The sequence below is a fragment of the Streptomyces sp. NPDC047917 genome (genome assembly GCF_043204345.1).
GTDB lineage: Bacteria > Actinomycetota > Actinomycetes > Streptomycetales > Streptomycetaceae > Streptomyces > Streptomyces sanglieri.
This window is the reverse complement of the sequence record NZ_JBIDCA010000013.1, coordinates 81,821-94,292: the sequence shown is the minus strand read 5'-3', so window position 1 is coordinate 94,292 and position 12,472 is coordinate 81,821. Positions and strand designations below refer to the sequence as shown.

Genomic DNA, 12,472 nt, shown 5'->3' with positions numbered 1-12,472 from the left:
CCCTTGTTTCAGGGTGACTTGGCATGCACTTACGCCGATGGCCGAACAATTGATGCCTTGTGAGCAGCGGAAGTCGTCCCTAGGGTGACTGCCATGTCTTCGCCGTCGGATCGCAATTCCGCTGCCGCGTCGCACTCGCCGGGCGAGGTGCTCGCGCTGATCGGCTCGGGGGCGGTGACGACCCGTGCCGACATCGCCCGGGTCACCAGGATGGCCCGCTCGACGGTCTCCCAGCGGGTGGACGCACTGATCGCGCACGGCCTCGTGGACGAGGACGCCGACGGCGGTTCCACCGGTGGCCGGCCCCCGCGACGGCTGGCACTGCGCACCCGTGAGCACGCGGTGGCCGGGGTGGATCTGGGTGCTTCGCACTGCCGGGTGGCGCTGATGGACATCGGTGGGACCATGCTCGCCTCGCACGAGGAACCGCTGTCGATCGGCGACGGCCCGGATTCCGTGCTGCGGCATGTGGAGCGCACCGTCCGCGCCCTGCTGGAGGAGACCCGCAGGGAGCCGAGGACGCTGCGGTCCATCGGCGTCGGGGTGCCGGGTCCGGTGGAGTTCTCCACCGGCCGTCCGGTCGATCCGCCGATCATGCCGGGCTGGCACCAGTATCCGATCCCGGAGTTCTTCGCCTCCCGGTTCGGGGTGCGGGCACTGGTCGACAACGATGTGAACGTGATGGCGCTGGGCGAGCAGCGGCGCGCGTTCCCGGACTGCCGCTATCTGCTGTACATCAAGGTCGGTACGGGGATCGGCTGCGGAATCGTCGCGGACGGCAGGCTGCACCGGGGCGCGCAGGGGTGTGCCGGCGACATCGGCCACATCCGGGTCGGGGATCTCGACGATCCTTGCCGGTGCGGCAACTCGGGCTGTCTGGAGGCCGTCGCGGGAGGCGCGTCACTGGCGGCGAAGCTGGTGGCCCTGGGGCTGGACGCGACATCGGGCAGCGATGTCGTGCGCCTGGTGCGGTCCGGGAACCGGGACGCCGTGCGGATGGTCCGGGAGGCCGGACGGGCGGTCGGTGAGGTGCTCGCCGGCCTGGTGAACTTCTTCAATCCGGACACGGTGGTGATGGGCGGCGCGCTGGCCGCCGTTCACGACCAGTTGCTCGCGGGGGTCCGGGAGGCTGTGTACCGGCGCTCGCATCCGCTGGCCACCCAGTTGCTGCGGATCGAGCCGAGCCGTACGGGCGAGAACGCGGCGGCGGTGGGAGCGGGGATCCTCGCCATCGAGCACGCGATGTCTCCCGCGCAGGTGAATCGGCTGGTCGCGGGATGAGACGGAGTGCCCCTCCTCACGCCCCGGGGCGTGAGGAGGGGCACTCGTCGGACGGTCAGGCCGGAGTCATCAGGTCCCACCGCGCCTCGAACAGCACGCACCGGTACTGCGCCCAGCTCCCGTCGGCGACGCCGGCGTCCCCGGCCGCGACGCACTCCTGCTGGGTGTCGAACGAGCCGGAGACGTCCCAGCCCTGCGCCCCGGTCCCGGACGCCACGGTGGCGGCCGAGGCCGTCGCCGTCGTGGCGACGGCTCCGGCGCCGGTGAGTGCGAGTGCCATGACGACGCCCGCGGCGGCGGTGGCGGCGGTCCTGGTCGGCTTGTGCATGAAGGCCTCCTTCTCGGGGGTGCGGATTTCCGGTGGTACGGGTTCCCGGCGCTCCGTCGTCGCTGCGGCGGAGGGCCGGGACGATCTCAGCGGGTGCGCACGATGTCCACGTCGGACGCCTTCACGAAGGCGATCCGGTGGCCGATCTGGACCGTCACGTACTTCTCCCCGCCCGCGAAGTACGTGTGGTCGAACGGGTACGAGGAGTCGATCGTGGACGCGTAGAAGAAGCCCGTGGGCGCCTCGCCGCCCCCGGGGTAGGACTGTCCGGCCTTGATCGTGTACGGGAGCGGCGCGCCGACCCGCTTGTCCGTGAAGTCGGCGGGGTACTCGGACTGCTCCGGGTACGCGACGCCGTAGACCGGTACATCCGTGCGGCCGGCCTTCGGCCTCACGACATGACCGGAGGTGGGCGTGGTGTTCCGGCTGCGGGCCGGGGTCTCGAACCAGGCCTTGCTGCCGTACCACCAGATCGCCGTCCAGCCGGGCGCGTGGTCGGCGACCACGGCCTGCTGGGTGGCGCTGATCTTGCTGCCCCAGTCTGCGACGCAGTTGGTGCCGGGCGAGCCGTCGGTGTGCAGGCCCGGGTCGGAGAAGAAGGGTGCTTCGGTGGACGGCGCGGTGTGCAGCGGCAGTGCGCTGGAGCCCTGGACCGGCAGGTCGACGCCCTTCTCGCAGTCTCGGAACGCCTGCTGGTTCCTCTTGAAGTCCGGGCTGACGGTGATCAGTTCGCTGCTCCTGGGGGCGCTCGGCACAGTGGGTTTGCCGAGCAGCGCCATGAAGCGGTTCCAGTCCCAGTACGTGCCCGGGTCCCAGTGCATGTTCTTGGTGCCCGCCGCACTGGTGGGCGGCACCCCGTCGTGGCCGATGATGTGCTGGCGGTCGAGCGGTATGTCGTACTTGGCCGCGAGGTAGCGCACCAGTCTGGCGGTGGAGCGGTACATCTCGGGGGTGTACCACTTGGCGCCGTCGACGGCGACGCCCTCCTGCTCGATGCCGATGGAGTGGCTGTTGAGGTACCAGTTGCCGGCCTGCCAGGCGACGTCCTTGCCCTTGACCATCTGGGTGACGTGCCCGTCGTCCGAGCGCACCACGTAGTGGGCCGAGGTCTGCTTCAGCGGGTTCTTGAAGATCTTCAGGGTGGTGTCGAAGTCTTCCTCGGTGTCGTGCAGGACGATGAATCTGACCTTGTTGGTGTGCGGCCGGTCCGCGGTGTCGTAGTTCCCGTACGTCTCCTTGTCGGCCGGGTCACCCGTCTGCTGGTAGGCCGCCGGTACCCAGTCGCATGAGAGGCTGCGCGGGCATTCCGGTCGCACCCCGTCCGCACCGGCCTGCGTCACGGGGCTGAGCAGCGTCATGCTCAGTGCGCCGACACCCGTCAGCGCGAGTGCGAGTCCGGTCCTCTGCTTGGACGTCATGACAACCCTTCCTGGAGCCGTGCGTGATGGAGCCGTGCGTGTTCCGATCCCACTGATCCGCTGTGCGCGCACACTCTCCGACCTGAGATGACAGCGCGTCAAGGGATCCGTGGAGGTCACGGTTCGAGCCAGTGGACCAGACCACTGGCAGGGTGTCTGACCTGCGTGGGAAAGATTCAACCGGTCATTGCCAAAGGCCTGTTGTCCGCGTCCCGGGCACGTTCCCGGGATCCGGCCGGGCGCACCCGGGCACCACCAAAACCCGATCCTTTTATGTGACTGATCCGGAATGTGCGTACCCCGAACGGCCGAAGGGTAGTGCTCGCGCCGACACGATCACGTCCGCGCGATGTCCGCGCGGCGCCCCAGGAAGGCCGTACGCACATGGCTCAGCCCTTCACACTGCCGGACTTCTATGTTCCGTATCCGGCGCGGCTCAACGTCCATGTCGAGGAGGCCCGGGTACACACCAAGGAGTGGGCACGCACCATGGGGATGGTGGAGGGGTCGGGCATCTGGGAGGAGAAGGACATCGACTCCCACGACTACGCGCTGCTGTGTGCGTACACCCATCCCGACTGCTCGGCCGAGGCTCTCTCGCTGGTCACCGACTGGTACGTGTGGGTCTTCTTCTTCGACGACCACTTCCTGGAGCTGTTCAAGCGCAACCCCGACCGTGAGGGCGCCAAGCACTATCTGGACCGGTTGCCCGCGTTCATGCCGATGGAACGCGGGGCGCCGATGCCGGAGCCGACCAATCCGGTCGAGGCGGGGCTGGCCGATCTGTGGACACGGACGGTGCCGGACATGTCCGACGCCTGGCGGGCCAGGTTCGCCGAGGCGACGGAGAACCTGCTCAACGAGTCGCTGTGGGAGCTCGCCAACATCAACGAGGGACGCATCGCGAACCCCGTCGAGTACATCGAGATGCGCCGCAAGGTGGGCGGCGCCCCCTGGTCGGCGGGGCTCGTGGAGTACGCGGCGGGCGCCGAGGTCCCCGAGGCGGTGGCCGGTGAGCGTGCGCTGCGGGTGCTGCGGGACGCCTTCTCCGACGGCGTGCATCTGCGCAACGACCTCTTCTCGTACCAGCGGGAGGTGGAGGAGGAGGGTGAGAACAGCAACGGTGTGCTCGTCCTGGAGCACTTCCTCGGCTGTTCCACACAGGAGGCCGCCGACGCGGTGAACGATCTGCTGACCTCCCGCCTCCACCAGTTCGAGAACACCGCGCTCACCGAACTCGGGCCGCTCTGCGCCGAGAAGGGACTCGACCCGGCGCGGACCGCGGCGGTGCTCGCGTACGTCAAGGGCCTGCAGGACTGGCAGTCCGGCGGCCATGAGTGGCACATGCGCTCCAGCCGTTACATGAACGACGGCGCGGTCGAGGCGGCCGCCACCGGCTTCGGGATGGCCGCGGCGTCGATCCGGTTCACATCGCGATCGGAGACGGCCCGGCTGCGCAGCCACACCCATCTGCCCCACCAGCGCGTCGGCCCGTCGCTGCTGCCCGACATCGAGCTGCCCTTCGGCACGACGCTCAGTCCGCATCTGGACGGCGCGCGGGTCCGCATCGTCGACTGGGCGGGCCGGATGGGCATCCTGGAGGCGCAGCCGGGGGTGCCCGGTTCGCACATCTGGGACGAGCGACGACTGATCGCGATCGATCTGCCGCTGTGCGCGGCGGGGATCCACCCGGACGCGACACCCGAGGAGCTGGACCTGTCCTCGCAGTGGCTGACCTGGGGAACGTACGGCGACGACTGGTTCCCGGTGGTGCACGGGCGGGCCCGCGATCTGACGGGGGCCAAACTGGCCAATGAGCGCCTGTCGCTGTTCATGCCCCTGGACGGGGGCGGGACGCCCGAGCCGGTCAACGCCCTGGAGCGGGGGCTCGGTGATCTCTGGGCGCGCACCTCGGCGCCGATGGACGCGGACGGGCGCCGGGCGTTCCGGAAGGCGGTCGAGGACATGACCGCCAGCTGGGTGTGGGAGCTCGCCAACCAGGCGCAGAACCGTATCCCCGACCCGGTGGACTACGTCGAGATGCGGCGCATGACGTTCGGTTCCGACCTCACGATGAGCCTGTGCCGGCTGGGCCACGGCAGGAAGGTTCCGCCGGAGATCTATCACAGCGGGCCGCTGCGCTCCCTGGAGAACGCGGCGGCGGACTACGCCTGTCTGCTCAACGACCTGTTCTCGTACCAGAAGGAGATCGAGTTCGAGGGTGAGGTGCACAACGGCGTCCTGGTCGTGCAGAACTTCTTCGGGGTGGACTATCCGACCGGGGTGGCGATCGTGTACGACCTGATGAAGTCGCGGCTGAGGCAGTTCCTGCACGTCGCCGAGCAGGAACTCCCCGTGCTCTACGACGACTTCGGGCTGGACGCTGAGGCGCGGGAGGTGCTGGCGGGGTATGTGCTGGAACTCAGGCACTGGCTCGCGGGCATCCTGATCTGGCACCGGGACTGCCGGCGCTACCGCGAGCAGGATCTGCTGCGCGGCACCGGAACCCCGTGGCACATCAGCGGTCCCACGGGGATCGGTGTCTCGGCGGCGCGGGTGACCGCGCTGTTCGCTCAGCCCTCGGCGACCAGGGTGTAGCGGCCGCCCGCGCGTGCCTTGAAGACCTTCTCGCCGCTCGCGAACAGGGTGCTGCGGACGGTCACTTCGCGGGTGCGGCTCGCCGTGATCAGCACACGGCGGGCCTGCCCGGCGGCCCATTCGATGTCGACGGTGAACCCTCCCCTGGCACGCAGCCCGCGCACCGATCCGTCCGGCCAGCCCGACGGAAGGGCGGGCAGGATGTCGACGGTGTCGTGCTGGCTCTGCAGCAGCATCTCGGCGATGCCCGAGGTGGCGCCGAAGTTGCCGTCGATCTGGAAGGGCGGGTGGGTGTCCCAGAGGTTGGGCAGGGTGGAGCTCTTCAGCTGCTCGGCGAGCATCCGGTGGGCGTGGTCGCCGTCACGCAACCGCGCCCAGAAGTTGATCTTCCAGGCCTTCGACCAGCCGGTGCCACCGTCGCCGCGCGCCCCGAGGGAGACCTCGGCCGCCCGTGCCCATGCGCTGCCGGGTTCGATCTGGCGGCCGGGGTGGAGGGCGAAGAGGTGCGAGACATGGCGGTGGGTGTCGGCCGGGTCGTCCCGGTCGGTCTTCCACTCCTGGAGCTGGCCCCACGACCCGATCCGCAGTCCGGGATCGAGCCGCTCCAGGGCCGTCTCCAGCCGGCCGCGGAAGGCCGGTGAGTCACCGAGGGTGCGGGCGGCCTCCAGGGTGTTGGTGAGGAGGTCGTGCACGATCTGCTGGGACATCGCGCCACCGGCGGTGAAGTCGCCGTGCTCGGGTGAGTAGCTGGGGGTGACGACGAGCAGTCCGTCGCGCGGGTCGGTGCGCAGATTGGCCAGCCAGAATTCGGCCGCCTCCTTCATCGCCGGGTATGCGGTGGAGCGCAGGTAGCCGGTGGAGCCGCCGAACCGGTAGTGCTCGTACAGCTGCTGGGTGAGCCAGGCGGCGGCCTCCGGGAACCAGAAGGCGGTGGACCAGTCGTGGACGCCGGTGAAGCCGTACGGGTTGGTCTCGTTGTGCACCACCCAGCCGGCGGTCCCGAACATCTCCTTCGCCGTCCTGCGGCCGGGGGCGCGCATGGCCTCGATGTAGCGGTCGTACGGCGCGGTGGTCTCGGCGAGGTTGGTGACCTCGGCGAGCCAGTAGTTCATCTGCAGATTGATGTTGCTGTGGTAGTCGGCCGACCAGGGCGGGGTGGTCGAGTTGTTCCACACTCCCTGGAGGTTGGCGGGCAGCGACCCGGCACGTGAGGAGGCGATCAGCAGATAGCGGCCGTACTGGAAGAACAGCGCCTCCAGGGCCCGGTCGGCGGGGCTCGCTCCGCCCGTGTAGCCGGCGAGCAGCCGGTCGGTGGGCAGGTCGGGCAGTTCCTGGCCGATGTCGAGGGCGACCCGGTCGAAGAGGGCGCGGTGGTCGCGTACGTGGGTGTCGCGGACCTTCTCGTACGGCGTCCGGGCGGCCAGGTCGACGGCGGCGGTGACCGCGGGGTGCGGGTCGGCGCCCCGGTAGGCGGGGTGGCTGTCGGCGTAGTCGGTGCCCGCGGCCAGGAAGAACCAGGCGCTGTCGGCGCCGGTGACGGTGAGGGTGCCGTCCGTGCCCGCGGTGACGGTGCCGCCACTGGTCAGGACGCGGACCTGGGCCTCGAAGCGCAGGCCGTTGTCCTTCAGGGCGCCGCGTACGGTGAGCCGGTCCCCGTCCGCGGTGACGGTGCAGTCGTCGCGGGGCGAAGTGTGGCGCAGGGTGAAGGACACCTGTCCCGGACGGTCGGCGGCGAGGCGCCCCGCGATCACTCTGCCCGGGTGGGAGGCGAAGAACTCCCGTGTGTGGGAGACCTGTTGGTGGGTGTAGGTCACGGTGGCGAGGGCATTGCGCAGGTCGAGGGTGCGGCGGTAGGAGGCGTCGGGGGCTGCCGGGGCGTCGGGCAGATCCAGTCCGAGGTCGCCGAATACCTGGTAGGCGCCGTAGCCGCGCCGCGCCTGGCCCAGTTCGGCGGCGACGGCGTCCGGGCCGAGCGCACCCTCGCTGTCGAGACGCTGCCGCACTCCGGCGAGGGCGCCGGGTCTGGGAGCGGTCCAGTTCCCGAAGTCGTAACCCTGGGCGGAACCGGGGCCACCGGTCCACAGGGTCTTCTCGTTGAAGGTGAGCTGCTCGGAGGCGAGCGTCCCGAAGACACTCGCGCCGAGGGCGCCACCGCCGATGGGCAGCGACTCGCGCTCCCAGTCCGCAGCGGGCGCGTCGTACCGGAGCGTCGGTTCCGCCTGTTTCTTCGAGTGGGCGCCTCCCGTTGATTCATCGGAGGTACCGGCAGCAGCAGCCGTGCCGGAAAGGGCCGGAACTCCCAGTGCCAGCGCACCGGTTGCTCCTATCGCTGTCTTCACGGTGGTACGTCGCGTGATCCCGGATGTCATGCGGCCGACGGTAAAGGTCCGACGACTGACCCGACAAGGAGCATGACAAAGCGGCCTCTTGGACGGAGGCCGCGAGCACTTGGACGGATCTCGGGATACGCGCCCCGCAGCCGCCCGGTAGGTGCGGACGGCCTGCGGGCGGGAGGGGCGGATTCAGCCCTGCTGGAACAGCTCGGCGGGCAGCGGCTTGAGCAGGGTGTACAGGTCGTCGGTGATCGGCCGGTCCCAGCTGGCGATGGTGACGAGCACGCCGTCGCTGCGGTCGAACTGGACGCAGGAGATCCGGCTCTCGGAGAGCTTGACGCGGCGCACGATCAGCAGGTTGTCGCCCTGCATCACGGGCATGTCCTCCGTGCCGGTGACCTCGACCGGCTCGTCGTTCTCCAGCGCGAGCAGCAGCTGGGCGACCTCGAACGGGACCTGGCCCTCCTCGGTCTCGCGGGCGGGCGAACCCTCCGGGAGGTTGCCGATGATCATCGCGGGGCCGCGGCCGCCGAACAGGTCGTAGCGCAGGAAGACGCCCTGACAGCTTCCGTCGGGCGCGGGCAGCAGACCGGCGCCGAGGTTTCCGGGCCAGTCCCCCGGGTCCATGGCCAGGACGTCGAAGTCGGGGCCCGCGGGTGTGGCGGCGCTACGGCGGCGGAGGAAGGACATGCAGACATGTTACGTGTCCGGGCTCACCTTGCGGAGCCGGGTCCGCGCAGGCCGGGGCGCCGACGGGTGTGCGGCCCGTCGCACGGAACGGACAGGTCGTCGCGTCGGCGAGCGGCCCGGCCGCCACCGGCACGGCACCGCCGGGCACGGCCGCGAGGACCCGGCGGCCGGTCCGGCCCCGGTCGCGGTCCGCTCGGCGGGGTCCGGCCACTCCCGGCGCCCGTACCGTCCACGGTGCGCGATCCCCGTGGACGGCACCGCGCACCGCCGTGCCGCCGATCGGGTGATCACGGCCGGACACCGGATCACGGCACGGCTCGCCCTCAGGTGAGGTCGAATTCGCCGTCGCGGGCGTTCACCACGAAGGCGCGCCATTCTGCCGGGGTGAAGACGATCGACGGGCTGCCGGGCTTCCCGGCGTTGCGCATCGCGATGAATCCCTCGACGAAGGCGATCTGGACGTCCCCCACGCCCCGACTTCCCGATCTCCACTGCGCGTTGCTGAGATCGAGATCCGGTTTGTCCCAGCCCGCGAAGGGCTGCTGGGTCGTGGTGCGCTCCGCCACGTCGGCTCCTCCCGCTCGTCGTCCCGGGCCAAGGCTAGTCACCCCCGGCGGTCCCGGACAGGGCGCGCAGGGGGCTTCCGGCGGCCCGGGACCGAGCGGTGTCAGCTGCTGGGCGGCTCGGCTCCGACCAGCCACATGGCGAAGAACTGCGCCCCGCCCCCGTACGCGTGGCCGAGCGCCTTCCGGGCCCCCGCGACCTGGTGTTCGCCGGCCCGTCCCCGTACCTGCAACGCGGCCTCGGCGAAGCGGATCATGCCGGAGGCACCGATGGGGTTGGTGGAGAGCACACCGCCCGACGGGTTCACCGGCAGGTCGCCGTCGAGTTCGGTGACGCCGGACTCGGTGAGCTTCCAGCCCTCCCCCTCGTCGGCGAAGCCGAGGTTCTCCAGCCACATCGGCTCGTACCAGGAGAAGGGTACGTACATCTCCACCGCGTCGATCTCCCGTCGCGGCTCGCTGATGCCCGCCTGCCGGTAGACGTCGGCGGCGCAGTCCCGGCCCGCCCGCGGCGAGACGAAGTCCTTCCCCGCGAAGAGCGTCGGCTCGCTGCGCATCGCGCCGCCGTGCACCCAGGCGGGCGGATGCGGCGAACGGTCCGCCCCGGCACGGTCGGTGAGGATCATCGCGCAGGCCCCGTCGGAGGACGGGCAGGTCTCCGAGTAGCGGATGGGATCCCAGAGCATCGGTGCCGACCGGACCTTCTCCAGGGTGATGTCCGGGTCGTGGATGTGCGCGTACGGATTCTTCAGCGCGTTGCGGCGGTCCTTGTACGCGACGAGGGACCCGACCGTGTCGGGCGCGCCGGTGCGGCGCATGTACGCCCGCACGTGCGGGGCGAAGAAGCCGCCCGCTCCGGCGAGCAGGGGCTGCTGGAACGGGATCGGCAGCGAGAGCCCCCACATGGCGTTCGACTCGGACTGCTTCTCGAAGGCGAGCGTGAGGACGGTGCGGTGCACCCGCGCGGAGACCAGGTTGGCGGCGACGAGTGCGGTGGAGCCGCCGACGGAGCCCGCGGTGTGCACCCGGAGCATCGGTTTGCCGACCGCGCCGAGGGCGTCGGCGAGGTACAGCTCCGGCATCATCAGGCCCTCGAAGAAGTCGGGTGCCTTGCCGATGACGACGGCGTCGATGTCCGCCCAGGTCAGGGCCGCGTCCTGGAGGGCGCGGACGGCGGCCTCGCGGACGAGTCCCGCGATGGACACGTCCCGGCGTGCGGACACGTGCTTCGTCTGGCCGATGCCGACGACGGCCACGGGCTCACTGGACATGAGCGCTCTCCCCTTCGAGGACGGCGACCAGGTTCTGCTGCAGGCAGGGCCCGGAGGTGGCGTGGGCGAGGGCCCGGTCGGACTCGCCGCGGTGGATGCGGGCCGCGGCCTCGCCGAGGCGGATCAGCCCGGCGGCCATGACGGGGTTGGCGGCGAGCGCGCCGCCGGACGGGTTGACGTCGACGCTGTCGTCGAGCCGGAGCGCCTTGCGCAGCACGACCTCCTGGGAGGTGAACGGGGCGTGCAGTTCGGCGGTGTCCACGGGCCGTTCGAAGACCCCGGCGCGGGTCGCGGCGAGCCGGGTGGAGGGTGATTCGGTCAGCTCCCGCACCCCGAGGGAGTGCGCCTCGATGCGGTGGTCGATGCCGCGGATCCAGGCGGGGCGGGGGCACAGGGCCCGTGCGGTGTCACCGGCGGCGAGCATCACGGCGGCCGCGCCGTCGCCGACCGGCGGGCAGTCGCCGGTGCGCAGCGGCTGCACGACGTATTCGCCGGCCGGGACCGGCCCCCCGAGCTGGGCGTGCGGGTTGTCCGCCGCGGCGGCGCGGCTGCGGTGGGCGATCGCGGCGAGGGCGGCCTCGTCCGTGTCGCCGGCGTCGATCAGGGCCCGGGCCTGGAGGGCGGCAAGCGCCACGGAGTCCGGCCAGAGCGGGGCGGCGTAGTACGGATCGAGCTGGCGGGTGAGGACGTCGCGGACCTCGCCGGGCGAGGACTTTCCGTAGGAGTAGACGAGCGCGGTGTCCGCCTGCCCCGTCTGGATCTTCACCCAGGCCTCGTACAGCGCCCAGGCGCCGTCCATCTCCACATGGGACTCGGAGATCGGCGGGTACGCGCCGACGCCGTCGAGCGCCATGGTGAAGGAGAAGGCGCGGCCCGCGAGGTAGTCGCTGGAGCCGGAGCAGGTGAAACCGATGTCACTGGCCTTGAGCCCGGTCGCGTCGAGGACCTTGTGCAGGACGGGCATCAGCATCTCGACTTCGGAGAGCTCGTCGGTGTGGCGCACGTGGTCGGTCTGCGCGAAGGCGACGATCGCCGTGTCTCGCATCTACAGCAGCTCCTTGTACGCGTCGTAGTCGGCGTCCGGCTCGCCGGTCGGCCGGTAGTGGTCGGGGTGCCGCCCGCTCTCGGTCCAGACGGGTTCGACGCGCAGGCCCATGCGCACCTGGTCGTACGGAATGCCGCCGATGCGGGCGTGCAGTGCGAGGTCCGCGCCGTCGAGGGCGATGTGCGCGTAGACGTAGGGGACTTCGATGTCGAGGGTCTTCGCCTTGATGTTGACGATGCAGAAGGTGGTGACGGTGCCGCGCGGGCCGACCTCGACCCGTTCGGTGGTGGCGACCCCGCAGGTGGGGCAGGCGCCGCGGGGCGGTACGTACACCTTGTGGCAGGACGGGCAGCGTTCGCCGACGATCCGCTGTCCGCAGAGCGCGTCGAGGTACGCGCTCTGGGCGCGGCCGGGGGTGTAGCGGTAGTCGAGCCGGGCGGGGGTGACGATGCCGGTGATCGGGTCGGTGAACTCGCCGTCGTGCGGGGCGCAATGCCCGGTGTCACCGCCGTCGTACGGTTCGAAGCAGGCGATGTCGGTGATCGCGCCGGTGCGCTCGGCGGCCCAGCGGATCCGTACCCGCATGCCGGTGCGCACCGCCTCGGGGCCGGGGGCGTCGAGGGCGTGCAGCAGCGCGGTGTCGGCGCCGTCGAGGCGGACGAGAACCCAGGCGAAGGGGGTGTCGAGGGGTTGGGCGGGACGGGGTGCGGGGTTCCAGGCCCAGGTGGTGACGGTGCCGGTGGTGGCGACCTCGGTCAGTTCGCGGAGTTCCTCGGCGGTGACCGGGTCGTACTCGACGGGCGGGACCAGAACCTTTCCTTCGGCGGTGCGGACCCCGAGCACGGTGCGTTCGCGCAGTCCCGTGAGGAAGGCGCTCTGTACGGGGCCCAGGGAGCGGGTGAAGGGGAATTCGACCACCAGCGGTGCGCTGAGGGCTTCGGGCAC

At 70.8% G+C, this 12,472-nt stretch carries 10 protein-coding genes; 2 read left to right on the top strand and 8 right to left on the bottom strand.

Translation table 11 applies throughout. From position 1 onward, the window contains the following. The first annotated feature begins 93 nt into the window (after window positions 1–93). Window positions 94–1,281: an ROK family transcriptional regulator gene (locus ACGF8B_RS30040; RefSeq protein WP_392744847.1), complete on the top strand. Its 1,188-nt coding sequence runs from the start codon at window positions 94–96 to the stop codon at window positions 1,279–1,281. Window positions 1,282–1,336: 55 nt separating this feature from the next. Here ACGF8B_RS30040 and ACGF8B_RS30035 read toward each other — a convergent pair whose 3' ends face one another. Both ACGF8B_RS30035 and ACGF8B_RS30030 read right to left on the bottom strand, forming a co-directional pair. Next, window positions 1,337–1,609, bottom strand: a complete 273-nt coding sequence (locus tag ACGF8B_RS30035) for a hypothetical protein (protein ID WP_392744844.1) — start codon at window positions 1,607–1,609, stop codon at window positions 1,337–1,339. Window positions 1,610–1,695: 86 nt separating this feature from the next. Then, window positions 1,696–3,027: an N-acetylmuramoyl-L-alanine amidase gene (locus ACGF8B_RS30030; protein WP_392744842.1), complete on the bottom strand. Its 1,332-nt coding sequence runs from the start codon at window positions 3,025–3,027 to the stop codon at window positions 1,696–1,698. A gap of 384 nt (window positions 3,028–3,411) precedes the next feature. Here ACGF8B_RS30030 and ACGF8B_RS30025 point away from each other — a divergent pair, with 384 nt between their 5' ends. After that, complete coding sequence (locus tag ACGF8B_RS30025) at window positions 3,412–5,625, top strand: germacradienol/geosmin synthase (RefSeq protein WP_392744839.1); 2,214 nt, start codon at window positions 3,412–3,414, stop codon at window positions 5,623–5,625. On the opposite strand, the gene ACGF8B_RS30020 is transcribed toward ACGF8B_RS30025, so the two are convergent. From ACGF8B_RS30020 to ACGF8B_RS29995, 6 genes are all read right to left on the bottom strand, one after another. Beyond that, window positions 5,601–7,994 carry a glycoside hydrolase N-terminal domain-containing protein gene (locus ACGF8B_RS30020; protein ID WP_392744837.1) on the bottom strand — a complete coding sequence of 798 codons (2,394 nt, stop codon included), beginning with the start codon at window positions 7,992–7,994 and terminating at the stop codon, window positions 5,601–5,603. The genes ACGF8B_RS30025 and ACGF8B_RS30020 overlap by 25 nt on opposite strands. A 153-nt stretch (window positions 7,995–8,147) precedes the next feature. Beyond that, the gene (locus ACGF8B_RS30015) at window positions 8,148–8,648 is read right to left on the bottom strand and encodes a hypothetical protein (protein WP_018550733.1); all 501 of its coding nucleotides are present in this window, start codon (window positions 8,646–8,648) and stop codon (window positions 8,148–8,150) included. Between the two features lie 323 nt (window positions 8,649–8,971). Continuing rightward, complete coding sequence (locus tag ACGF8B_RS30010; RefSeq protein ID WP_392744833.1) at window positions 8,972–9,214, bottom strand: DUF397 domain-containing protein; 243 nt, start codon at window positions 9,212–9,214, stop codon at window positions 8,972–8,974. A gap of 101 nt (window positions 9,215–9,315) precedes the next feature. Continuing rightward, entirely contained in the window at window positions 9,316–10,482 is a 1,167-nt protein-coding gene (locus ACGF8B_RS30005; RefSeq protein WP_342283471.1) for a thiolase domain-containing protein, read from the bottom strand. Further along, window positions 10,472–11,527, bottom strand: a complete 1,056-nt coding sequence (locus tag ACGF8B_RS30000; protein WP_392744830.1) for a thiolase domain-containing protein — start codon at window positions 11,525–11,527, stop codon at window positions 10,472–10,474. The genes ACGF8B_RS30005 and ACGF8B_RS30000 overlap by 11 nt, the downstream gene beginning before the upstream one ends. Then, window positions 11,528–12,472: a Zn-ribbon domain-containing OB-fold protein gene (locus ACGF8B_RS29995; protein WP_392744828.1), complete on the bottom strand. Its 945-nt coding sequence runs from the start codon at window positions 12,470–12,472 to the stop codon at window positions 11,528–11,530.